A 22,053-nucleotide genomic window follows, 5' to 3' on the forward strand; every position below is an offset into this window, starting at 1 on the left:
CGCCCAAGGCCTTCAAGGCCAAGGACGGTGAAGATTTCAAAAACCCGGTTTCCGGTGGACCGTAAGGCTGCTCCGCTTAAGTGAACAGCATTACGGAACTACGCCGGGCTTTTTGGAATGCCTACCTTCCATCAGGCACCTCAAGAAAACACCGTTTTAAAGAACCACTCATCAATCACTCCCGGAGGCGTGACATGACAAACGAGCAACAAGCGTTGCTGGACATGCCGATCTGGCTCGTCATCGTCCTTGCCCTGGTGGGCGGGGTGTCCGGCGAAATGTGGCGCGCCGACAAGGACGGCGCTCGCGGCTGGTCACTGCTGCGGCGCCTGGCCTTGCGTTCCGGGGCCTGCATGATCTGCGGGGTCTCGGCAATCATGCTGCTGTACGCCGCCGGCGTGTCGATCTGGGCGGCGGGGGCTTTTGGATGCCTCACCGCGATGGCCGGGGCGGATGTCGCCATCGGGCTTTATGAACGCTGGGCTGCCAAGCGGATCGGGGTTTGCGAGGTGCCGCCGCGCGATTCTCGTCCCGATCAACAGTAAACAAGCATCGCTGACCTTCACGCTGAAATCTGAACAGGAGGCCTTTGATGCCTGTTGTTATTGAAAATATCGAAAAGCCTTCACAGCTGTTTACCGTCATTGCCGAGGCATTGCGCATAGCCATTCCCGGTTTGAGGGTTGGGAGTCTTCAAGACTTTGACAGTACGGGTGATCCGGCCTGGGTCTTGATTGCCCTGGAACGCAACGCGCTGGGTGAACGCGCCAATGACGGGCGCATTGCTCATGTACTGACGGTTTCGTTGCAAGCCGTGTTGCCCACTTCCAGCCTGGAGGCTTGTGATCTGGGCAGCGCGTTGAAAAACCTGATCACCGATAACCGCTGGAACCTGCCCCGCGACCAATGCGACCTGCCGATGAACATCGACGGGGTTGCCTCGACATTCATCAGCGGAACCCGGCAATACAACGCCTGGACCGTTTCATTTACCCAGGCTTTGTACCTTGGACCGTTACTGCTCGACGACCCGCTGGGCACGCCGAAATTTGCCCGGACCTGGGAGGTGTCGGATATCGACGATCCGGACCAATACACGGCACTCGAGGAGTAGTCCATGTTGGATGCATTTATCAGCCAGCAACTGGGCCCGATTATCGAGCGTCTGGCCGAGATGGAAACCGAGATCGAGGACCTGAATCGGCGTACCGACAGCCTCTGTCGCATTGGCGTGTGCGAGCAAGTCGATGCCGCCAGCAACACGTGCTGGGTTCGCCACGGCGAGTTGCTGACCCCGGCTATCCGGTTTTTCAACCCAAGCGCCGGCGCGCAAAGCGAGTCGCGCATTCCTTCCATCGGCGAACAGTGCGTGTTGCTGAACCATGGGGGGGGCGAGAGCAGCGGTCAGTCCGTCGCGCTGTTCGGACTCAATAGTGGTCAGTTTCCTCCGGCCTCAACAGTGGCTTCGCTGACGCGTCGCCACTACCAGGACGGCACCGAAAGTGGCTATGACGACGCCAGTCATTCCCTGCGCTGGCAAAACGGCCCGGCAACATTCACCGGCTCTCGCGAATCGCTCGAACTGAACATCGGCGAGGCAAAGTTGGTCATGACGCCTGAGGCAATCCAGCTGCAATTGGGGGCGGTCGGCATGCTGATTGACGCAGCCGGCGTGCATCTGAGCGGCCCATTGGTGGATCACCAGGGTCGAGTCATTAGCTCTGCATAAAGAGTTTTCCATGATCGGAATCGAAAGAAACACCGGCGTGACAGTCGATGACTGGCCGCAATTTGTACAGCGCGCGACCCGGGCGCTGACCACTCCCTTGACCGTCACTGGCAAGGCGATGTACGCAGTGGCCATGGACAGGCTCGACGAACTGCGGGCGTTGCAGGCCTTGCGCCTGCCTCTGCCATTGATTGACGGGATTGGGCGTAATTGGGGCCTGTGGCGGATCGATAATGTAACGGAGACTCAAACTTTTGTGATTGATGACGGGACTGCGATGTTGATCAATTGGAGTATTGAGCTGAAGGAGTTTGCCAATGCGTAGGGTCAGAAGTATTGCCGGTGACTCGGTAAATCTCCTGCTGTTCCGTGAGATCGGACGGTGCGACGACGCCACAGAAGAGGCGCTTTGGCGCCTGAATCCACTGCTGGCCGAACAAGGGCCGGTGCTGCCCGCGGGGATTTGGGTAACGGTGCCCGAGGTTGATACGCAGCTTAAGGTCACTGTCCCGGTTTCGGCCTGGGATTAAGGGGGATGTATGACGCTTGGATTTACGCCGGCCGTGGAAATCTACGGTGCTAACGCCACACTCCTCAATGAGCGGTTGATCCAATGGGAACATATCGATTCCTCCGGCATCGAGTCTGATCAGATCAAACTCCTCATTGATGTCGAGGGGCTTGAGGGGCTGCCCAGTCTTGGGGGGAGGATTGGTTTGCTAGTGGGTTACAAGGAGTCTGGACTAGTCGACAAAGGTGTCTTTGTCATCACTCAGCGCAGCCCTGTTCTGTATCCCCTTCAGGTGTCGCTCATCGCCATGTCCGCGCCGTTCAGTGAAGCGGATGAAACCGGCTTCAAGCAACGCAGATCAGCCAGTGACGGCCCCATCACGCTCGGTGCGTTGTTTCGTGAACTGACGATGAAGCATGGGTTTTCGCCGCGGGTGGCACCCGAGCTTGAGTCCAAAAGGATTGACCACATCGACCAGTCCAACGAGACGGACATGGGTTTTTTGACGCGGGTCGCGAGCATATATGGGGCGATTACGAAACCGGTGAACGGCTTGTACGTATTGGCAAAGGGCGGCCAGTTGAAATCTATTTCCGGCAAGACCCTGACGGAAGTGGTGCTCTCGGTGACAACGGACAACCGTCCAGGTGATCGGTCATTCACCAGCGCTGTTATCAATGAGAAAAGTCAGTCGAAATACAAAGGGTGTATCGCCACCTGGTGGGATGCGACGGCGGGCATCGAGCGTAAGGTCAAATTGGGGCTTTCACCGTTTCGTATCCTTCGCTTGCGTAGTCAGAATCATGATCAGGCCCTGGCCGTTGCAGAGGGTGAGTTACGGCGACTGGAGCGTGCTGCATTCAATTTGAAAATCAATTGTCCGGGGCCCCCGGAATTGAGCGCGGAGGGCGTGATTCGGCTGGATGCCAGTTGGCCACGAATCATGCAAGGTCGTTGGGCGGTCACCAAGCTGACAGCAAGCGGTAGTCGGGAAAAAAGCTATCAGTGCGTTGTTGATGCCAATTGTCTGGACCCTACGCAGTAATGTCCGATATCGGAGGAGAGCTGCCTCGCATCAACCGTCACCTGGATATCGAAAGAGGACTTCAATGACGTTTACCATTCAACAGCTTTTGAGCATCATGCCCAACGCCCGCACCCAAGCGGGCGTTTTCATTTCTGCCCTCAATACAGCCATGTCCCGCTTCAACATCAACACCCCCAAACGCATCGCTGCCTTTCTCGCCCAAGTCGGCCATGAGTCCGGGCAATTGCAATACGTGCGTGAACTCGGCAGTGATCAGTATCTGAGCAAATACGACACCGGCACGTTGGCCGCTCGTTTGGGCAACACCCTCGCGCTTGACGGTGACGGTCAAAAATACCGGGGTCGAGGCCTGATTCAGATCACCGGCCGCGACAACTACCGCCAATGCAGTCTCGGACTGTTCGGCGATGATCGTTTGCTGTTCATCCCTGAGCTGCTGGAAAAGCCCCAATGGGCAGCCGAGTCGGCCGCCTGGTTCTGGGAGCAAAACGGCCTTAACGAACTGGCTGACCGCGACCAGTTCAACAGCATCACCCGGCGCATCAATGGCGGATTGAACGGTCTGCAGGATCGCCTGCAACTGTGGGCGCGGGCGAGGGCGGTGTTATGCCAGCCTTCGGTTTGAATCAACCAACACCGACGATCACGCACTGAATGCGTTGCAGGTTTGTCAGGCCTGTATCAGAGCCCTCATCCCCTCACATTTTGATTGATCCTGCGCCTTGCAAGCGCGATATGCTCGTGTACGGTAGTGCTCATTCCGCTTGCGCTCGCTCAGGAGATGACCGTGAAAGAAATTACCCAACTGGCCGCAGAACTGGGCAGGCGCTTGCAGGTGCTCAATGCTCACGTCACGGCTGCCGAGTCCTGTACCGGTGGCGGTATCTCGGAGGCAATCACTCGTATTCCAGGGAGTTCGGCCTGGTTCGAGGCCGGTTATGTCACCTACTCCAACCGGCAGAAAACCCAGCAATTGAACGTGCCGGTCGAGTTGTTTTCGACGGTGGGGGCGGTCAGTCGGGAGGTGGTCGAGGCGATGGTTCGCGGCGCCCAGGAAAAAAGCCGGGCGCATTTTGCCGTGGCGGTCAGCGGCGTGGCCGGACCGGATGGCGGTTCTGCAAGCAAGCCGGTAGGCACGGTCTGGCTGGCCTGGGGCGTCGGTGAGCAGGTGTTCAGCGAGGTCCAGCACTTCCCTGGAAACCGCGATGAGGTCCGCCGACAAACGGTGAAGGCCGCGCTAGAGGGGCTGCTGCGCCATGCCGCCGCAGAAATCTCAAATCAGGGGTAGGCGATCCTGAATCGCTGTGGAATAATACTGGCTACTTATACAGGTGTTGGCCGTCAGGCCTTATTGATTACGTGAGGACTTTAATGGACGACAACAAGAAGAAAGCCTTGGCTGCGGCCCTGGGTCAGATCGAACGTCAATTCGGCAAGGGTGCCGTAATGCGTATGGGCGATCAGGACCGTCAGGCGATCCCATCCATCTCCACTGGCTCTCTGGGTCTGGACATCGCGCTCGGTATTGGCGGTCTGCCAAAAGGTCGTATCGTTGAAATCTACGGTCCTGAATCCTCCGGTAAAACCACACTGACACTGTCCGTGATCGCCCAGGCTCAAAAAGCTGGCGCGACCTGCGCATTCGTCGATGCCGAACACGCGCTCGATCCTGAGTACGCCGGCAAACTGGGCGTCAACGTCGACGACCTGCTGGTTTCCCAGCCGGACACCGGCGAACAGGCCCTGGAAATCACCGACATGCTGGTGCGTTCCAACGCGGTTGACGTGATCATCGTCGACTCCGTGGCGGCACTGGTGCCAAAGGCAGAAATCGAAGGCGAAATGGGCGACATGCACGTCGGCCTGCAGGAAGCAGTATTTGGGATTGCAGCGTAGGTTTGGTTCACTTAGGAGGTATCCCTTCCCTGTCGTAGGGACACGCCCTAAGCTAATCAGTAAGATTCGATTAATAACTAATTCGGATGGTCGGTCAGAATGGATCAGGCAAAAAGCAAAGCATTAGAAGCTGCTCTCTCTCAGATTGAGAAGCAGTTTGGTAAAGGCTCCATTATGCGGCTAGGTACAGACCGCACTATGGATATCGACGTCATATCAACAGGATCTCTTGGTCTGGACATCGCTCTTGGTGTTGGTGGTTTACCGCGCGGTCGTATTGTAGAAATCTACGGGCCTGAGTCTTCGGGTAAGACTACGCTGACACTCTCAGTTATTGCTGAGGCGCAACGCCAAGGTTTGACGTGTGCGTTTGTCGATGCTGAACATGCACTTGATCCAGTCTACGCAGCTAAACTTGGCGTTAATATTGATGAACTTTTGTGCTCTCAGCCGGACACTGGAGAGCAGGCACTTGAGATCGTAGATATCCTTACACGATCTGGTGCAGTTAATCTAATTGTTGTCGACTCTGTTGCAGCTCTTACACCTAAAGCTGAAATTGAAGGTGAAATCGGCGATATGCACGTCGGGTTGGCCGCGCGCATGATGAGTCAGGCCATGCGTAAGATTACGGGCAACCTTAAAAGCTCAAACACGATGTGTATATTCATCAACCAGATTCGTATGAAGATTGGTGTAATGTTTGGTAGCCCGGAAACCACCACCGGTGGTAACGCCCTGAAGTTCTACGCTTCGGTTCGTCTGGACATCCGTCGTACTGGCGCGGTGAAAGAAGGCGACGAAGTAACGGGCAGCGAAACCCGCGTCAAGGTTGTTAAAAACAAAGTGGCTGCGCCGTTCCGTCAGGCCGAGTTCCAGATTATCTACGGTCAAGGGATTAGCAAGGCAGGTGAAATTGTAGACCTAGCGGTTGCTAACGGTTTTATCGAGAAATCAGGCGCTTGGTATGCTTTTGAAGGCAGTAAAATCGGTCAAGGCAAGGCTAATACCATGAAGTGGTTGATGGATAACAAACCTTCAATGGATAAAATTGAAGGCCTTGTCCGCGATAAGATGATGCCAAAGAAGCAAGCAGAAACCAGCACCCCAGCGCCAGAAGAAGAGCCAGCAGCCGATTTCTGATCGTTATGAGCTTTTCGTATAGGCTGACCAAATCGGAAAACCTCCGGCCCCTGATTTCGAACATTTCCGACCGCCTGGCCAACCGGAAACCACTCGAATTCTTCGGTCGGTAGGACAGCACTCCTTTGCAATCTCCTCAGCGTATCCTGGCGATAGACCTAGCTCAATCCACTCATTAGCAAACTCAGGTGCCAACACCAGCGGCTTTCGGTAATGAATATCGACCATGCCTACATCGCTTGCCGCCGTGATGATCACGACTACTGGCAACAAGAGTGAGATGGTTGTCGGGTACGCGACCCTTTACGGCGACATGGCTGGTGGCTTTGACGTTCTGAAGGATGTGCCTAAGACCTTGGTGTTCCGCCTCTGCGAGTACCGCAACACAATTGGACATGTCATCCCCCCGCGCGTGATAGATCGTCCGCCTTCGGCAGTGCTTGCCCCCACCAGAAGGGCGAGGATTCTGCCTCCATATCCAGTCCTCGACGAAATCCTTCGCTTGTACATTGAGGAGAATGTTTCAGCCGATGCGATTACTGAGCAAGGCTTCGATGAAGAGATCGTGCGCAAGGTGATCCGTCTTGTTGACCTGAATGAGTACAGCAAGCGGCGCCAGGTTGCAGTAGGGCCAAGGATGATAGGGCGAGGTTTTGGTGCATTCCGAAATCCGGTCGACTCGGCTTTTAGTCTAGGGTCAATCATGTTTGCTCAATTGGCAATTTGATGATTGCGACATCATCGATGTGCGCATCGAGGACATGACATGTCTGTTCTGTTTTTTCTACCTTGGGTTACTACGGCGGAGGAAGTGCAGCTAGGTAGCATGAGGTTGATACCGTATGTACGTGGTGAGGCACCAGGACAACTCCATGGGTTTGGTGCGGATTCCACGCGCACTTGGACACCCATTCCACAAACACTTGGACACTGATTTCACGAGCACTTGGACAGTGATTTCTAACTGATCCGACCCACGCTCAGGCAGGCAGCGACGCAGGACTATTCACTACCATCGGCCTCTTTTATTGAAGCGAAGAGGTCGTCGTGGAGCGTTTATCCATGCGTAAAATCCGAGAGGTACTACGCCTAAAGTTCGACGCCGGCCTGTCCGTGCGCAAGATCGCCGCCAGCCTGCGCATCAGCAGCGGCAGTGCCGGCAATTACCTGCACCGTTTCAACGCTTGCGGGCTGACTTGGCCGACATCATTGTCGGACGCCGAGCTGGAGCGATGCCTGTTCCCGCCAGCACCAACAGTTCCCAGCGATCATAGGCCAATGCCTGATTGGGCTTGGGCGCATGCCGAACTGCGCCGCCCCGGCGTGACTCTGGCTCTGCTCTGGCAAGAGTACCGACTCGCTCACCCGCAAGGTTTTCAATACAGCTGGTACTGCGAGCACTATCGCCTCTTGGCCGGCAAGGTCGATGTGGTCATGCGTCAGAAATATCGCGCTGGAGAAAAACTGTTCGTCGACTATGCCGGCCAAAACGTGCCGGTCACTGGCGCACAAGGCCTGCCGTGATGGCTACACCGTGCGCTATCCACCCAGCCAGACCTATTTGATAAAAATATTCTGAAATCCGCTAAAGGTTTCTCGAAATTGATCCGTTTGAGTATTCATAAGCTAACTTTTCGAGAATCCTATGAGCGGCAACAAACGTTTGAAATCCCGTCTCACCTTCAAATCCTCTGAAACTTTCAGTTTGCCAGGAGCGGATGAACATTTTCGTACGACTGTAAAACTCATTGCGTCTCAGTTCGTGCGGGTACGGCTGCAGTCGCATAGAGCCAATACCTAGTCTTTTACGCGTTAAGTCTTACGGCGTGTGCGGAACTGGCGACGCCAGGACCGGTGTCACTCACGTGTACGATTTTATCGGCATCCCTAGCTGCTATTAATGGTCAGGACGGACAACAAAAAACTGATTTTTTTTGGTCGCCCGATCCGAAGCAGCATGCCCTGCAAAAAGAATAAAACAACGCTCTTTCGACCCGGCGCGATACGAGCTGCTGTAGGTAATGCGGGCCCGCCCCGACGACCATAGCGGTGCTGTAGAGGGGAGGTGGCTCGCCCTGCCGATGGTGGCTCTTCGTGGGTAGAGTTCAGTCAGCTGTCCTCGATACCCAACCAGCGGCGCGTAGCACCGTCCCTAAGCAGGGGGAGGGGCAGTCAGAAGAGCCCATGCCGATAATTTTTACGAATGCCTATGTCAAAGTTTACGTAGTCCTTGTCCAAAGCCTGCGCCACCCGATCCTGGGTACTGAGTCGGGATATCTCCAGTTGATACTGGCGATCCTGAGCGATCGCATAGCCATAGCCATAGCCATAGCCATAGCCATAGCCATAGCCATAGCCATAGCCATAGCCATAGCCATAGCCATAGCCATAGAACACACCGTAAACCTCATTGGATAAACATGGGCGGTACCGTACGTCAAGTTTGATCGCGACATCAGCCGCTTGAGCGGAAAAAATGGAGAGGCGGGAAGACAGGTGATGGAAAGCTGAACGGCGAATCGTGAAGGTATGAGTGGAATCATAAAATTCTCTAATTATTATTTTGCGATACGTAACATTGTTTCCGTGCGCAAAAAAACGTATCAGGTGTTCTAGCGGGACGTCAAATAGCTTTTTGCTTAGCGATTGTCGAAATTCACTGGCCCGTGAATGAATTCAGCAGGCGCTGTAAGTTTTTTTGCTCGGCCGACTAAGACTTCAGCGATGCCGGGCATTCGCTGTTTTGCTTTTAGGGGCTGCCTGATAATCAGAGTTGCACTAAACCCTGATGATCAAATCAGCAGCTTGTTTATGCCGGATGGCGCATTCGGTGGTTTGGCTGGCGTGAGCGGTCGATATTTTAATATGATTACGCAGTTAGGCTAATGAACGATCATCTTATGGGGCCTGACTAATTCGCTGCTGACACCATATGTATCGCTTGCAGGTTTGCGCATTGAGCCTGGTGAGGTGTTGGCGGCTGTTTTTTATGTTGCTTTGTTTTTGCGCTGTCCTTGCTGATTGATCGTGAGGTAAGTAAGTCGATTTTCGCTGGTGGAGTGTTTCTGGTTTGTTGTGCTCTGCGTGGCTTTCACAGCAGCCATGCTGCATGTACCGCTGCTTTAGGTTTTAGATTGAGTTTGGCTTACGGCGTGTAGATGGAATTTCAGGAAGTTGTTCAAGCATCAGCCGTTAAATTAAGTAAGGTCCGTTTTTTTGGTTGCAGTCAATATATCGGCGAAGTGGAGCAAACTCACATGAACGAAGGCCAGCAGTGCCCGCCCAAGCGACAGATCGAAATCCAGCGCGAGGAGCTGGCGACTCACATCGCGCAGTTTTTGGCAAAGGGTGGCCGAATTGTGGAGTTGCCCTTGTTCGTCGGTCAGTCTTCGTTGGTGACGCCACCTATGAAGACCAACCTTCGGGGCAGTGTCAGTAGCGCAGCTCAAAAGCGCGAAGAGGTCTCGCGGCAGGTTGAGAGCCTGCGGCGGGCTGGTATGACCGCTAGTCAAATCGCTTGCCAGCTCGGCATCGATCGCCGAGTGGCAACACGTCTTATAAAGGCGCGACTGAGTGCTTGAGTCCAGCGGATGCTCGGCGACCCTAGCAGGGTTACGCAGAGTTAAGCGCTGACGTAAGCGCTCGTTAGATTTGCGCAGGCGGGCGATGTTTCCCAAATTGATGGTCTCAAGTTGACGTTACCGGGTAAGGCGACTTGAACCCCAAAGTATTTCAAATCGACTTTTGGTAGGGGCGCAAGTGATCACCGTCAGCCAACCCTGCAAGTTTTCGATCAATAAAAGACGTTACTCCGCGACGGTCGGCCCCTACACCCCTCCTGTTTTTTGGCTGGTTCAGCTCAACTGTCTTCGACAAGGATGTCATGCGCATGCGTTCAGTTCACCTCAGAATGAAGCCCTTTTTATGGATGATACTGGCTGGTCTGAGTGGGCTTAACGCTACACAAGCTGTTGCCGAGACACCGGGTGATCAGGAGCTGATTCGCCAGCACCAGGAACGCTTGCTGGAACAGCAGCAGCGCCGCTTCAAAGAACTCAAAGCCCTGCCGGGTAAAGCGGCTCAACCGGCCCTGCCAGTGGCGCCCGCTGAGCAGCATGGATGTCTGTCCAGCAACTCCGTGGAGCTGTTTGCGCGGGGGCAGCACCTCGCAGCCAGCGCGACCTTTGCCCATTCCCGGGAACGCCCCGCTGCGTTGACCGAGCGCGAAGCACCGATCTATTTCAGCCTGAGCGCTTTCCTGTAGGACTCTGATGGAGCTCGGCGGTAGCGGTACCTGAAGCCATATACCCTATAAGAACAAGAGATAAAGGCACTGCACATGAAGGGCAATACATCGAGAACCTGGTGTTTCGCGTGGGGGATGCTGCTGACGGTAATGACCCTGCTGGGCTGCACACCAAAGCCGGAGCGATCCGCCTGGAGCGGATATACCCCCCCAGCGAATCTGCAATACCAGGAAGACGCCGCACAAGAGCTGAGCGTCAGCGGCACGAACTTGAACAACGTCGCGGGCACTCTGCGCAGCCAGTAAAACCTCACGGTGAAACTGAGTGGCGGCCTGAACAACACGCAAGGTCTGCTCAGCAGTGAAGCGGTGCTCAGCGTCAGCGTCGCCAGTCTGACCAATCGCTTGGGCAGCAGCCTGTCCAGCGCTGGCCAGTTGAGCATTGGTAGCAGTGGCTGGATCGACAACCAGGGCGGGCAACTGGTGACCGATGCGGGCCTGAGCTTGTCGGCGGCGATGACCGGCGGTGACCCGAATATCGGTAGCCTGATTGGTGGGACGGCGGAGAAATACAACGATCAAGGACACGGGTGGAAGGATCCGACCGTGCTGTTTGGTGATAACGGTGCCCCCTTGAAGGCAGCACGACAGCGCTGGATGAAGCCAAAGCCCAGTTCAGCGTGGACCTGCATGGAAAGCAAAGGCCTGGTGGAGGAAATCTTGCGCCAGAGTCAGCTGACTGCCAAAGGCCAGATACTGATCAACGCAGTGGATGGGTTGGCCTAGCATAGGTTTCCGCTCCGTTGGACTTAAAACCCCGAAACGCCCATTACGGGTACATTCGTCAATAGTGCAATGCCGGCAGCTCACGGAAAGTGGGCCCCGTAAGGAGCAAGTGGACTTTTTGGTTGATATCAAATGATTGGTTTCATCATATATACGCTGGCAGCAATAGCCCTCATCCTTTTGTTTACGCACGCCGCTTGGTATTCAGGTGGAGAGCACGGTATCACCGAGCAGATTGCCGGTGGACGGCCATGCGATGAGGAACCATGGGAGTGGTGGTTGTGGGTGATCTTTGTGCTGCTCCCGAGTGGATGCGCTTACATATTCAGCGTTAGCATGCTCAATGAGCAAATCAGTTTTAGTCTCAATACTTCTTCCGTGGTTGAAGCTCGGATCGAGGATTTCCGAATCGTATTAAACAGTAAGGGTGGGTCTCGTTATTTTCCAGAAGTTTCATTCGAGACACCGCAAGGGCAGCGAGTGATGGCCGAAACCGAGAACCGCTTCTTTAATGAGCCGCCAACCATCGGTTCAACTTCCAAAATTCAGTACGACACAAGCGATCCTACTTATGTGCTACTGGTCGATGGGTCGACAATCAGGATGGGGGACGCGATATATATACTCATTCTCAGTTTCGTTGGGCTGGGAATCGGTGCTGTGGGCATTGCCAAGCGTGCGAGACAGCGATCGGTTTTTTTGCGAGGACGGTAAGGGCATACGTCAGATAACTTTACCAGTCGCATAGTGCGCCAGTAAGAACTGGCGGAGGATAGTCGATGAAAGTTCGATACTGGTAAGAAACGGCGAATCAACCAGGCCCCGAGACATGCATGTTGCACCGTGAGGTGCAGGGTGAAGCATTGACAGGGGAAACCGATGGGCCAGCCATTGAGCCGCGTAATCAGGAATTCGGGATGCCGATGCTGTTAAGCGAAGCAGAAGGCAATACGGAGCATGGCGTTATACGCCAGTCATGCTCTGATCCCGCGCGGTCGGAGACCCTGTGCACGTCGGGAAGTCCTTCGCACGGAAACTGGGAGATCTCAGCGGCGCCCGGTGCGCAAGCACCGGGCGGAGCAGGAAAGGCCAAAAGCCGTAACCCTGCTGTCTACGCCGCCGAGAAGTCGGATACGTCCGTAGTACCTGAGAAGCCATCGAACAAAGGGTCTGGCCCTGCGGAGATAGTGGAGGAAAGGGACGTAGCCAAGGGAAACACCAACAAGCCTCCCGCGCCCCGGACACTGAGCCGGATCAGTTGCGCGTCGATGGGACTTGAAGGTGTACGTGAAGCAGCCCGAAGGAACAAGGGCATGCAGTTCACGGCTTTGCTGCACCACATCACACCGCAGTTATTGGCGCAGAGTTTCTATGCCCTGCGCCGCGATGCAGCGGTAGGCGTGGACGGCATGTCGTGGCGGGAATACGAGGAAGGTCTTCTCCAGCGGGTAACCGATTTGCACGCAAGGCTCCACGGTGGAGCCTATCGAGCAACGCCATCGCGGCGGGTCTACATTCCCAAAGCCGATGGCAGGCAACGCCCGTTGGGCATTGCCTCTCTGGAGGACAAGATCGTACAACAGGCAGTCGTTACCGTTCTGAATGCGATCTATGAAGAGGACTTTCTGGGATTCTCGTACGGGTTTCGGCCGGGACGCAGCCAGCATGATGCGCTGGATGCGTTGACGGTCGCGCTGAAGGGCCAGAAGGTGAACTGGATATTGGATGCGGATATCACGTCGTTCTTTGATGAGATCGACCATGAATGGATGCTGATGTTTCTGGGACACCGGATTGCAGACCGGCGCCTGCTCGGGCTTATCTGCAAATGGCTTCAGGCGGGTGTTATGGAAGATGGCCGTAGGATGGCTGCGACCAAGGGGACGCCCCAAGGCGCAGTGATATCGCCATTGCTGGCGAATATCTATCTTCACTACGTGCTGGATCTGTGGGCAAGGCAATGGCGCCAGCGGCATGCCCGTGGCGATGTAATTGTCGTGCGTTACGCGGACGACAGCGTGGTGGGTTTCAGGACGAAAGTGCAGGCTCAGCAGTTTCTGGTGCAGTTGCAGGAACGGTTGGCCAAGTTCGGTTTATCGCTCAACGCCTCGAAAACACGACTGATTGAGTTCGGTCGTTTTGCTGCGAGAAATCGTAGGAAGCGAGGTTTAGGTAAACCGCAGGCCTTTGACTTCCTGGGCTTCACACACTGTTGTAGTACCAACAGAAACGGTGGCTTTCAAATACTGCGACTTTGTAACAGAAACTCAGTTACATAACCCTTAGCCCAGTATTCATGGGCTTGTAAGGCGAGTAACACTTTATAGGAAAATGCTTTCTCGCATATTCACTTCCAACCACGCCAGTCTCACCTTTTGCGAAGCGTCCGGTTTCGCCAAGTAGGCGTTTACGAGAAACATGCCTGTCTTGATGGCCGTTGGATCGACTGCGCAATTGTCGAACGACTTTTTCCTGCGAATCAAACACCGGGCCTTACACCAATCGCTTTAACGAGGACTGAATCAGGCGGACTGAACGGATGTTGAGGTTTTCTGTCGCACTGAAACCCTTGTTCATTTGGGCTTCCTACAGCATAACAGACCACTCTGTGCCTCACTGGTCAAGTTGAATGCAATTGACTGGTCAAGTCGAATGCAAACAGGTGGTCAAGTGAATGCAATTACACAACCAGAAGGTGAACTGGATATTGGATGCGGATATCACGTCGCTCTTTGATGAGATCGAACATGAGTGGATGCTGATATTTCTGGGACACCGGATTGCAGACCCGCGCCTGCTCGGGCTTATCTGAAAATGGCTTCAGGCGTGAGTGATGGACGACGGCCGTAGAGTGGCTGCGACCAAGGGGACACCCCAAGGCGCAGTGATATCGCCTTTGCTGGCGAATATCTATCTTCACTATGTGCTGGATCTTTGGGCAAGGCAGTGGCGGCAACGGTATGCCCGCGGCGATGTAATCATTGTGCGTTACGCGAACGACAGCGTGGCAGGTTTCAGGACGCTATCAGGCAGCTCACTAGCTCGCGTTTAAGAGCGCCTCGTGAGTATAAAGGGCCTGATCTATAGCTTCGTGAGAGATGCACATGGACTCGTCGTCCGGGAAATCGATTTATAGCCGGTTGGTAATCTGTTTGGGCGACCAGCCATTGACTCAGTTACGGTTAGTGCGATGCGGTTTATTTCGGCCTTTAAAGGAAGTTTGTCGAGGCCCAGCAATCTCACAGCCATCAGCATCGTGAACCTTACCCTCGAGACGGTCTTGCACGTAGTGACGCAGTCGCGGATTCGTCACCAGTTTCGCTGGCTTCGGCCTCTTGGCCACCAGTTCTGCCTTCCATTGCGCGACTGAAGCTCGATACTCAAGCCGACTGCAACGAGTTGCAGCATAACGCATAAGCTCCCGTGAAACTGTCGATGGGCTGCGTCCAAGGCGACGGGCAATCTCTCGCACGCCCACACTTTGCGCCTGAAGCAGCCCAATCTCTTCTCGCTCTGCGAACGACATGTACCGTCCTGATTTGTGGTTCGACATGAATAATGGCATCCAGCCCCGATGACGAAACCAGCGTGCACCTACCGCTGATGATACGCCAACGGTCTCCGCTGTCTTTCGCTTGTGATCCCGGTTGCGATCTTCTCCCAAAACAGCCGCTCGATTTCATTTAGAAGTGACGGCGCACCTGGCGAGCGCATCGCTCCTCGTTCGGTCAAATTTTGCATCCAGTCTGCGGGTCGTCCCATAAACACCTCGTTCAAAGGTGTTGCGACGACCGGTTGAATCCGCCCATCTGAATAACATGGTTTGATGCGTACATAGCCTGCTGGCAAGTCGTGGCTACGTTCGTATTTGCGATCCCCATCCTTGAGTGCGTTTTTCGTTGGCTTGCCCAGTTGACGGATAGTGGCGCCTACACGCTTACCGCGTTTGATGTAGCGCTGCACGGCCCTCATGTGGTCTATGTACGAATACATGGATGATTTCCTCAAGGCTCCAAGTTTCCGTCCGCACCTCCGCTGGGTCAGTTTTGCATCGGTACTGACACTTAATCAGCCATCGGCTTACGTGCAATGATTACCTGATTTTTCGCCACGACTGCGTCCAGCGTCTGCTTGATCTGTGCACCGCGAGGCGAATTCAGGATGGCTTGCCATGTGTCGGCCCAGTGGTTGAGCAGCGGGTGGTCGGCATTGCTGAGATCGACTTTGGCTTCCCAGAACAGCAACATCCACATCGACCAGTAAAAACCGTACTTGCTGTGGCTGAGCACTTCCAGGCCAGCATCATTGACCATCGTCTTGAACTGCTCTTCGCTGATGATGCGAATGTGGTTGGGCTTCTGGAAATACTCCGGCGCAGCGATGTCCTTTTGCAGGTCTTCGGAGCTGGGGTGTGGAACGCTGAGCAAATACAGCGCGCCCGGCTTGCCGACACGCACCAGCTCAGTAAGGAACTGCGCCGGATCGTCCACATGCTCGATGACTTCAGTGGACACCACGCGCGTAGCCGTCGCGTCGGCAATCGGCAGCGGATTGCAATCGGTGACGTGGCATTCGATGTCTCGCGCCGGGGTGTCGCCGAGGCGCTGACGGGTGGCTTCGACCTTGGCGGTGTCGATGTCGGCGATGATGATCTTCGCCCCGCGCATGCCGCAGAAATGCACGTTGCCACCGTCACCACAGCCCACATCCAGCAACGTGTCTTCAGCGGCCACCGGGAAGCCGGTGAACAGCTCGCCGGTTTGCTGATTGAACCAGCCGCTGAGCATCGCGTCGTGCAGGTCGAGCATGTAAGGGTCAACCTTCTCGATCTTATCCGCCACCGGTTGCGTGGGAGCGGGCATGGTCTCCGTGAATTTCTTGAAAAGGCTCGGCATGAGGTAACTCCAAAGGATGGGACGGCGGTTCGGGAAGTGTCCAGGCGTTTGACCTGCGAGGCACTGCGGTTGTGCATGGGCATTTCGATGTAGCGATAGTTGAGTTCGCTCAGCAGCACAATCAGGCCGCCAGCCATCAACAACATCAGAATCGGATTACCAGCTGGGCTGGACAGCCCGGCAGCCTGTAGACGGAAAATGAACTCACGAACCAGCAAATAGGCCGGGATATGGATCAGGTAAATCCCATAGGAACGGCTGCCACCCCAAGTCATCAGGTTTTTCAACAGGCCGCGTGGCAACAGGTAATCGCAGTTGTAAGAAGCGATCCAGATCAGCACGGCACACAACAGCGCAATTGCGCCGAACCGGTAATGGGTGAGGGTGAAGCGCTCCGTTGCCATGAAACGACACCACGATCAGTGCGGCAACACCGGCCCATGGACGACGCAAAAAATGTTGGCTCCCAGCGAAGGTATGAAGGTTCTGCACTCCGCATTGCCAACCGCACGCCGAGGGCAGTGCATCGGTGCGCACGTGCGCAGCGCGAACAATTGCACCGCGACCAGGGCCCTGACTCTTGGGCACGAACTGATCAAGCATCTGCTTGATCGCCAGACCGTTACCTCCGGCACGTTCGCTAGCCCAGAAAAAATCATCCCCGTGTACCAGAAAAAACTACTGGATTGATGCTTCTCGATCAGCAGTCCTGCGTTCTCGACAAGCTCGGTAAAGCGCTCACGGGAAAAAATCCGAATATGGTTAGGAGGCTGGTAGTAACTCTGTGGTGTGATGCTTTTTTGAAAGTGCTCACCCACCGGGTCTGGGACGCTGATCAAATATTGCGCCCCGGGGGCCCATACGTACCAACTCAGCCATGAACAGCTCCGGCTCATCGACATGCTCAAGCACCTCAGTGCAAACAATCTTGCTCGCGCGACGGTAGCGGCAGGCTGTTGCTGACCAAGCTGCGGCCCGCTACACGAAACTCCGTCACCACACGTCGCGCAAGATCCTGAGCCTTGTCCAACTCGCTGTCTGTGAAAATCACTGATGCGCCCTGGCGCACGGCAAACAGCATAGAACCACCTCTCTGCATCCCATACCCAGGAGTGTGTCTTCACGGTGATCGCGAAGCCCTTGAGTAACTCACCGCTGTCATTAAGAAGCGAGCTGTAAAGTACGGCGTCGCGCAGGCCACAATCGCGTGGTGAGTTACCTCATTCAAAATTGTTTGCCGCTTGCTCGGGACTCTCGTCCTTGGATTGGAGCTGGGTTGCCACACGATCAACAGGTTTTCCGTGGATTTTGTATTGTTCCAGCACATTGGCGATGAACACTTTCAATCGAGTGCAAGTACGGTCCTGGCTGCAGAAAGCCTCCAGGCGATCTATGGCATGGGCTGACATGGTTGCGTAGCGATCGCTGTCATGTCGGGCCACTTCATAACTAGCCTGAAAGGCCTGGCACAGCGACTCCCAATTGGTGGCGTAGCGCAACGTGCGGTAAGCATTGCGTGGATCATGAGGCCAACTAGTCAGATCTTCTGTCGAATCGATGATAAAGGAGTTATCGGCATCGACGTAGTCACCCATCGCCGTATTCGACGGAGCCACAGCAGGTTTGCCGCAGGACATGAACTCCATTAGCGGTAGACACTGACCTTCACCATAGGACGTATTCACCACGTAGGAGGTTGCCTGCACCAACAGTTCGTAATCCGGGTCTGCCAGATAACCGTAGATCAACACAATCCGGCAACGATAGGGTTGATTCTGGTACAGCTTGGGCAGCAGATCGCTGAGCGCCTGCTGGGCATCGAAATGGGTCAACTTCAAAACCAGCGTTGCGTCTTCCACATCACGGAACGTGGAGCAAAAAGCGCTGAGCATATCCTCCCAGTTTTTACGGCCATCGCAGGGATTGAACACCGACGTATAGACAACGCCGTCGAGCATAAGCTCTAGCTCTAGCGCCGGCACCTTAAAGTTAATGCCTTTGCCTGTGCGCAACGGCACTGGGGCATAAGCCCGAAGGTCGACTACCCGGCTATCGACCAACAGCCCCTTGAGCTTGAGTTTGACTTGGTTTGCCAGCGGCTGACGCTCCAATTGCCGCCCCCGTGAACGAAATCGGTCCCACACCGGAGAAGGTATTGCGGTAATGGGATAATCGGAGCCCATAGCATTTCGCACCGCATTTACCGTATAGCAGGAATGGGTAATCGCCGCGCCTGTCGAAGCCAAGACATTGCGCCAATCGTTGCGCGGATCGTCGTACCAGCTTTCGTCTGGAATGGTACTGAATTCCCATGCAAACACCGGAACGGTCGGGCACGCATAGTGAGTAGAAGTGCGGTGGGGAGGCGAGAACGATAGAAACACGCATTCTTCGTTCCGGGCCACGCATTCACCGTAAAGGCGGTCGACCTCCTCATCGGGGTTGACGACTTCCAGTACCGAACCCAGTCGCTCGAGTACCGGGCGAAATTCCTTGAGTACGAAGTAGTAACTATATTCAGCACGACCAAGATTTTGCTTGATGGTGCTCTGATTGGTTTCCGAATAAATAAGGATCAGCATAATGCGTTATCCGCCATATTGACGGCCGAGGCCGTTTTCAACTCGCCCGTCACCGGCTGTCCGAGAAACGCCAGTAGGCGCGACTGCCAGGAAATGACCGAGCAGTAAACGTGCATACGCGCGATGGCTGCGCCGGACATCACCTCATAGGCCTGCGGGTTTTCCTTGCTCATCCTGTAACTCTGCTGGAAAGCATTTTTCAGCGAGCCCCAGTCCGGCCGATATTGCCGGGTGCGATAAAGTGTGCGGATATCCTCAGGCCAGAACGCTGGTTCGGCACTGGAGTTGACCACAAAGGCCACCGTTTCGTCGATGTAGTCCTCCATGGCAGTGTGATCCGGCGCAAGGGCCGGCGTGCCGCGAGCCATAAATTCCATCAATGGAAGACACAATCCCTCACGGTGTGAAGCGTTCACGTAGAAGCTCGCAGCCTGGTATAGCCTTTCCGACTGCGACTCATTCAGTTCGCCATGCAACACCACCACTCGACAAGCAAACGGTGATAGCTGTCTGAGCACGGTGAGCACTTCGACATAATAAGCAGCGAGATCGGTCTGAGTGATTCTCAACACCAGAGTGGCATCGGATGTGTCACGAAATGCCCAACAAAAAGCCGAGATCAGTCGCGGCCAATTGCTACGGCCATCCTGGGTATCGAGCACGCTGACATACACGACGCCATCGACCCGGGTTTCGGCCCCCTGGCTTAGATCCGCCAATTCGAGTACTGGCGCTACAGGTACTGGTAACGGGCCCGCCACGCCCGGCAGGTACCTGGCCAGCCATGAACGCAAGAAGTCCGGTAATAGATCTTGAACGCCTTCCCAATACCACTGATTCAGATACTGTATTCGATGGCCAGACTCCGGCAGTGACGGGCCTCGAACAATGTCCCAGACCCAGGCATGCAAATAATGCTTGGCGATGATGAAGCGTCGATACGGCGTCAGGGGCGGGGGTTTCAATGCCTCAATACGCGCCAGCTCTTCATCGGTAGGCAGCGGAGGAAGCAGATCGTCGACGCACAGCCCAAGCACCCGGGTATCGAGAATACAGCCGGTGATATCAATGGTGGACCCTGGGTTAATCGGCACCGGTTGCACTGACTTGGGAGAGATGGCGAAATTTTGCCAAAGCGGCACGGGTAGGATCAGCACTGGGAAGTCCTCGCCCAGTGCTTTTCGAATCGCCCGCGCGGCATGGTTAGAAAGCGTGATGACTCGGCCGTGAATACCAAGGATGCGACTCCAGTCTTGCTGTGGGTCGCCACGCTCCTGTCTAGAGGGTATCGAGTCGAATTCCCAGGCTACGACACAAACACTCGGGCAGATCAAGTCTGTGGGAGTGTCCTGTGGCGCGGCGAAGGAGAGGAAAACACTTTCCTGACGCTCTTGCGACAGCCTCCGGGCAAGGGGATCGACCTCTGCGAACGACGCCACGATATGAACTCGTCCAAAGCATTCGAGTACCTGTCGGTAAGCCTGAAGGATAAACGCGTAATCGTATTGGGGACGACCGACTGCTTGTCGAGTCAGACTATCGTTCACGGCTGAGTAAAGAATGAAATTCATGGCTTCCCACGATGAAGCCGCCATTCCGGCAGCCCCAATTTATGACGGCAAAGCCATGGATCGAGCCGGCGCTCGCCAGTCTTCGTCCATTGGCTTCTTACCCGTCTACGCTTTTGTTTAATGGTCGGATTCGGGAGTTTCGAAACAATTCACACCAACGCCGATTAATCGTGGCGAGGACATTACAAACATATCCATTAAGAACGGTCTGAATAAAGTCACGATCAGGCTGAAACTTATCTAGGGCCAAACGCAATTGTCGAACCACTTGGCCAAGACTATTGTCTGTGACCTCTAGGCCATAGCTGTTCCACGCTTCAGCCATCAACTCACGCTTGCGCACCATCGCATCTTTCAATCTAAGCATTAATTAAAAACATCGACTCGCAATTATCCCCAAGCGCTAGGGCTCTTCATCAAGGACACCTACACGAAACAAAAAAACGGTCTTCATCAAGTATTAATTGCCCATCGATCAGCACTTGACCCATGGCACTCCTCCGCCAGCGTTCTTTAGATTCATCTCACACACTTTGGCTCGATTACTGTCCTTTCCTACGCTCACAGCCCCTCCCGTTCAGCGTCAAACCTGCAGCCCTCGTTGCTGAAAGAAATGTCAAAACTGATTACCGACCCTCGACTTGAAGGGGGCAGGCTCAACAGGCTTAGTTTCAAAATGAATTGCGCCGAGCTCCAAACCTCTACGTCGTCGGAAAATTGGATCATTAATGGTGGAGATAAAAATGATAGGGATGCGAGAGACACGAACATCTTTGCCTAAGCGAATGGCCAGCTCAAAACTGTCCATATCCGACATCATCACGCCAAGCAACAACAGATGCGGCGGCGAACACGAAGTGCACATTGCAAGTGCTACGTGACCAAGCCGCGTGACCTGAGCTCGGCAATCAATAAATAACTCAGCCGTTAGACTCTGGCTATGGGGCGTATCATCGACGACAAGCAGCGCAGGGCGACAGGGGTTCAACCATTAAACGAGCAGCCCAGTACACAGCCTGACCCCACGCCCGTGAAAGGCTGACCAAATACTTCGTGGAGCGTTCGAGGCACAAATCAAAATCCACAGCAAAAAACAGGCCTCGCCAAGATGCCAGTGGCACCATCAGTGATAAATTCATGGGCTTGATCAAACCCACGTCCTTCAGAATTAGAATGTATGGTAAGCGCGCCAGATATTTACGCTGACGAAGCAATTGAAAAAAACGTCGCCCCCCCGTCAGCATGTTTTCTTCAGCAATAACTATATCGGCGGGGCACGACTGAAATATTTTTAACCCCTCCGAGTTATTGCTGGCCATTAACCCCCGGCTGACGCCTAACGTACACAATCAAGCAGTAATAACTGCATGCACTGAATTGGAATTATCAACAAAAAAAATACCGCGCTCGACAACGTTATTCGTGCTCCTAGTGATGAGTATCTATACACTACTGATCCAGACGAACGATATTGGCGGCGACATCCAGACCAAATCAACCACTGCTGAATACTCTAAAAACTCAAGCCGCCAGCATATTACGCGCTCGAAAAGCCCAGCAGAGCCTCGCCATTATAAAGATGAGAGCCGACCAACTCTAAAAACCAGTCGAACAAAATATGTCATCCTCTCCAACCCCCGATCGGC

At 54.6% G+C, this 22,053-nt stretch carries 20 protein-coding genes and 12 pseudogenes; 21 read left to right on the top strand and 11 right to left on the bottom strand.

The features are described 5' to 3' along the window. The first annotated feature begins 194 nt into the window (after positions 1-194). From C7534_RS31680 to recA, 11 genes and pseudogenes are all read left to right on the top strand, one after another. Positions 195-545, top strand: a complete 351-nt coding sequence (locus tag C7534_RS31680; RefSeq protein ID WP_109788206.1) for a phage holin family protein — start codon at positions 195-197, stop codon at positions 543-545. 47 nt (positions 546-592) lie between these two features. Further along, positions 593-1,114 carry a hypothetical protein gene (locus C7534_RS31685; RefSeq protein WP_109788207.1) on the top strand — a complete coding sequence of 174 codons (522 nt, stop codon included), beginning with the start codon at positions 593-595 and terminating at the stop codon, positions 1,112-1,114. A gap of 3 nt (positions 1,115-1,117) precedes the next feature. Then, the gene (locus tag C7534_RS31690) at positions 1,118-1,729 is read left to right on the top strand and encodes a phage baseplate assembly protein V (protein WP_109788208.1); all 612 of its coding nucleotides are present in this window, start codon (positions 1,118-1,120) and stop codon (positions 1,727-1,729) included. Between the two features lie 10 nt (positions 1,730-1,739). Further along, a pseudogene (locus C7534_RS33190) lies at positions 1,740-1,829 on the top strand (phage baseplate protein); the annotation flags it as partial. Next, positions 1,827-2,054 (top strand): annotated as a pseudogene (locus C7534_RS31695) (phage tail protein); the annotation flags it as partial. The pseudogenes C7534_RS33190 and C7534_RS31695, both read left to right, overlap by 3 nt. Continuing rightward, positions 2,047-2,259, top strand: coding sequence for a tail protein X (locus C7534_RS31700; protein ID WP_109788210.1), 213 nt, complete (start codon positions 2,047-2,049; stop codon positions 2,257-2,259). The pseudogene C7534_RS31695 and the gene C7534_RS31700, both read left to right, overlap by 8 nt. Before the next feature lie 9 nt (positions 2,260-2,268). Next, complete coding sequence (locus C7534_RS31705) at positions 2,269-3,285, top strand: phage tail protein (protein ID WP_109788211.1); 1,017 nt, start codon at positions 2,269-2,271, stop codon at positions 3,283-3,285. A gap of 64 nt (positions 3,286-3,349) precedes the next feature. Beyond that, the gene (locus tag C7534_RS31710) at positions 3,350-3,913 is read left to right on the top strand and encodes a glycoside hydrolase family 19 protein (RefSeq protein ID WP_109788212.1); all 564 of its coding nucleotides are present in this window, start codon (positions 3,350-3,352) and stop codon (positions 3,911-3,913) included. Between the two features lie 162 nt (positions 3,914-4,075). Further along, positions 4,076-4,576, top strand: a complete 501-nt coding sequence (locus C7534_RS31715) for a CinA family protein (RefSeq protein ID WP_046029637.1) — start codon at positions 4,076-4,078, stop codon at positions 4,574-4,576. An 83-nt stretch (positions 4,577-4,659) separates the two neighbouring features. After that, a pseudogene (locus C7534_RS31720) lies at positions 4,660-5,157 on the top strand (ATPase domain-containing protein); the annotation flags it as partial. Between the two features lie 126 nt (positions 5,158-5,283). Then, entirely contained in the window at positions 5,284-6,327 is a 1,044-nt protein-coding gene (gene recA, locus C7534_RS31725) for a recombinase RecA (RefSeq protein ID WP_109788213.1), read from the top strand. A 38-nt stretch (positions 6,328-6,365) separates the two neighbouring features. On the opposite strand, the pseudogene C7534_RS33065 reads toward recA, so the two are convergent. Next, a pseudogene (locus tag C7534_RS33065) lies at positions 6,366-6,585 on the bottom strand (SOS response-associated peptidase family protein); the annotation flags it as partial. Here C7534_RS33065 and nadE point away from each other — a divergent pair. Together nadE and C7534_RS31735 are read left to right on the top strand one after the other, a co-directional pair. After that, positions 6,578-7,054: pseudogene (gene nadE / locus C7534_RS31730) on the top strand (NAD(+) synthase); the annotation flags it as partial. The pseudogenes C7534_RS33065 and nadE sit on opposite strands and share 8 nt — an antisense overlap. 335 nt (positions 7,055-7,389) lie before the next feature. After that, positions 7,390-7,827 (top strand): annotated as a pseudogene (locus C7534_RS31735) (IS21 family transposase); the annotation flags it as partial. Positions 7,828-8,499: 672 nt separating this feature from the next. On the opposite strand, the gene C7534_RS33070 reads toward C7534_RS31735, so the two are convergent. Then, positions 8,500-8,724, bottom strand: coding sequence for a penicillin acylase family protein (locus C7534_RS33070; protein ID WP_256594861.1), 225 nt, complete (start codon positions 8,722-8,724; stop codon positions 8,500-8,502). A gap of 761 nt (positions 8,725-9,485) precedes the next feature. Between C7534_RS33070 and C7534_RS31745 the strand changes: the two genes are divergently transcribed. The 8 genes and pseudogenes from C7534_RS31745 to C7534_RS31780 all read left to right on the top strand — a co-directional run. After that, positions 9,486-9,908: a hypothetical protein gene (locus tag C7534_RS31745; protein WP_109788215.1), complete on the top strand. Its 423-nt coding sequence runs from the start codon at positions 9,486-9,488 to the stop codon at positions 9,906-9,908. Positions 9,909-10,216: 308 nt separating this feature from the next. Beyond that, positions 10,217-10,591 (top strand): hypothetical protein, encoded by a 375-nt coding sequence (locus tag C7534_RS31750; protein ID WP_146206228.1) that lies wholly within the window; start codon positions 10,217-10,219, stop codon positions 10,589-10,591. A 75-nt stretch (positions 10,592-10,666) separates the two neighbouring features. Next, on the top strand, positions 10,667-10,879 hold the full coding sequence (locus C7534_RS31755) for a hypothetical protein (protein ID WP_109788217.1): 213 nt from the start codon (positions 10,667-10,669) through the stop codon (positions 10,877-10,879). A 9-nt stretch (positions 10,880-10,888) separates the two neighbouring features. Continuing rightward, on the top strand, positions 10,889-11,359 hold the full coding sequence (locus tag C7534_RS31760) for a hypothetical protein (RefSeq protein WP_109788225.1): 471 nt from the start codon (positions 10,889-10,891) through the stop codon (positions 11,357-11,359). A gap of 132 nt (positions 11,360-11,491) precedes the next feature. Further along, on the top strand, positions 11,492-12,073 hold the full coding sequence (locus C7534_RS31765; RefSeq protein WP_109788218.1) for a DUF3592 domain-containing protein: 582 nt from the start codon (positions 11,492-11,494) through the stop codon (positions 12,071-12,073). A 119-nt stretch (positions 12,074-12,192) separates the two neighbouring features. After that, positions 12,193-13,638, top strand: coding sequence for a group II intron reverse transcriptase/maturase (gene ltrA / locus C7534_RS31770; protein WP_256594862.1), 1,446 nt, complete (start codon positions 12,193-12,195; stop codon positions 13,636-13,638). Between the two features lie 49 nt (positions 13,639-13,687). Continuing rightward, positions 13,688-13,905 (top strand): annotated as a pseudogene (locus C7534_RS33195) (GNAT family N-acetyltransferase); the annotation flags it as partial. A 134-nt stretch (positions 13,906-14,039) separates the two neighbouring features. Continuing rightward, a pseudogene (locus tag C7534_RS31780) lies at positions 14,040-14,381 on the top strand (reverse transcriptase domain-containing protein); the annotation flags it as partial. Positions 14,382-14,385: 4 nt separating this feature from the next. Here C7534_RS31780 and C7534_RS31785 read toward each other — a convergent pair. The 9 genes and pseudogenes from C7534_RS31785 to C7534_RS32570 form a co-directional block, all read right to left on the bottom strand. Continuing rightward, positions 14,386-15,100 (bottom strand): annotated as a pseudogene (locus C7534_RS31785) (transposase); the annotation flags it as partial. 69 nt (positions 15,101-15,169) lie between these two features. Beyond that, positions 15,170-15,352 (bottom strand): annotated as a pseudogene (locus C7534_RS33075) (IS3 family transposase); the annotation flags it as partial. Between the two features lie 71 nt (positions 15,353-15,423). Beyond that, positions 15,424-16,221, bottom strand: a complete 798-nt coding sequence (locus C7534_RS31790; protein ID WP_442963242.1) for a class I SAM-dependent methyltransferase — start codon at positions 16,219-16,221, stop codon at positions 15,424-15,426. Positions 16,222-16,250: 29 nt separating this feature from the next. After that, positions 16,251-16,826: pseudogene (locus tag C7534_RS33080) on the bottom strand (acyltransferase family protein); the annotation flags it as partial. 1 nt (position 16,827) lies between these two features. Continuing rightward, positions 16,828-17,450: pseudogene (locus C7534_RS33085) on the bottom strand (class I SAM-dependent methyltransferase); the annotation flags it as partial. A gap of 24 nt (positions 17,451-17,474) precedes the next feature. Beyond that, complete coding sequence (locus C7534_RS31805; protein WP_256594863.1) at positions 17,475-18,836, bottom strand: glycosyltransferase; 1,362 nt, start codon at positions 18,834-18,836, stop codon at positions 17,475-17,477. Beyond that, positions 18,830-20,407 (bottom strand): glycosyltransferase, encoded by a 1,578-nt coding sequence (locus tag C7534_RS31810; RefSeq protein WP_256594864.1) that lies wholly within the window; start codon positions 20,405-20,407, stop codon positions 18,830-18,832. Before C7534_RS31810 ends, C7534_RS31805 begins: the two co-directional genes overlap by 7 nt. Positions 20,408-21,023: 616 nt before the next feature. After that, positions 21,024-21,395, bottom strand: a complete 372-nt coding sequence (locus tag C7534_RS33445) for a response regulator (protein WP_109788222.1) — start codon at positions 21,393-21,395, stop codon at positions 21,024-21,026. Then, on the bottom strand, positions 21,358-21,726 hold the full coding sequence (locus tag C7534_RS32570; RefSeq protein WP_158283951.1) for a hypothetical protein: 369 nt from the start codon (positions 21,724-21,726) through the stop codon (positions 21,358-21,360). The genes C7534_RS33445 and C7534_RS32570 overlap by 38 nt, the downstream gene beginning before the upstream one ends. Between the last annotated feature and the right edge of the window lie 327 nt (positions 21,727-22,053).

It is taken from the genome of Pseudomonas sp. OV226, from assembly GCF_003148705.1.
Taxonomy (GTDB): Bacteria; Pseudomonadota; Gammaproteobacteria; order Pseudomonadales; family Pseudomonadaceae; genus Aquipseudomonas.

What these genes read in the sequence shown, in the direction of transcription:
- C7534_RS31680 (WP_109788206.1), top strand. Translation starts at nt 195, where the DNA reads ATGACAAACGAGCAACAAGCGTTGCTGGACATGCCGATCTGGCTCGTC.
- C7534_RS31685 (WP_109788207.1), top strand. Translation starts at nt 593, where the DNA reads ATGCCTGTTGTTATTGAAAATATCGAAAAGCCTTCACAGCTGTTTACC.
- C7534_RS31690 (WP_109788208.1), top strand. Translation starts at nt 1,118, where the DNA reads ATGTTGGATGCATTTATCAGCCAGCAACTGGGCCCGATTATCGAGCGT.
- C7534_RS31700 (WP_109788210.1), top strand. Translation starts at nt 2,047, where the DNA reads ATGCGTAGGGTCAGAAGTATTGCCGGTGACTCGGTAAATCTCCTGCTG.
- C7534_RS31705 (WP_109788211.1), top strand. Translation starts at nt 2,269, where the DNA reads ATGACGCTTGGATTTACGCCGGCCGTGGAAATCTACGGTGCTAACGCC.
- C7534_RS31710 (WP_109788212.1), top strand. Translation starts at nt 3,350, where the DNA reads ATGACGTTTACCATTCAACAGCTTTTGAGCATCATGCCCAACGCCCGC.
- recA (WP_109788213.1), top strand. Translation starts at nt 5,284, where the DNA reads ATGGATCAGGCAAAAAGCAAAGCATTAGAAGCTGCTCTCTCTCAGATT.
- C7534_RS31745 (WP_109788215.1), top strand. Translation starts at nt 9,486, where the DNA reads ATGGAATTTCAGGAAGTTGTTCAAGCATCAGCCGTTAAATTAAGTAAG.
- C7534_RS31750 (WP_146206228.1), top strand. Translation starts at nt 10,217, where the DNA reads ATGCGTTCAGTTCACCTCAGAATGAAGCCCTTTTTATGGATGATACTG.
- C7534_RS31755 (WP_109788217.1), top strand. Translation starts at nt 10,667, where the DNA reads ATGAAGGGCAATACATCGAGAACCTGGTGTTTCGCGTGGGGGATGCTG.
- C7534_RS31765 (WP_109788218.1), top strand. Translation starts at nt 11,492, where the DNA reads ATGATTGGTTTCATCATATATACGCTGGCAGCAATAGCCCTCATCCTT.
- ltrA (WP_256594862.1), top strand. Translation starts at nt 12,193, where the DNA reads ATGTTGCACCGTGAGGTGCAGGGTGAAGCATTGACAGGGGAAACCGAT.
- C7534_RS31790 (WP_442963242.1), bottom strand. Translation starts at nt 16,221, where the DNA reads ATGCCCGCTCCCACGCAACCGGTGGCGGATAAGATCGAGAAGGTTGAC.
- C7534_RS31805 (WP_256594863.1), bottom strand. Translation starts at nt 18,836, where the DNA reads ATGCTGATCCTTATTTATTCGGAAACCAATCAGAGCACCATCAAGCAA.
- C7534_RS31810 (WP_256594864.1), bottom strand. Translation starts at nt 20,407, where the DNA reads ATGAATTTCATTCTTTACTCAGCCGTGAACGATAGTCTGACTCGACAA.
- C7534_RS32570 (WP_158283951.1), bottom strand. Translation starts at nt 21,726, where the DNA reads ATGGCCAGCAATAACTCGGAGGGGTTAAAAATATTTCAGTCGTGCCCC.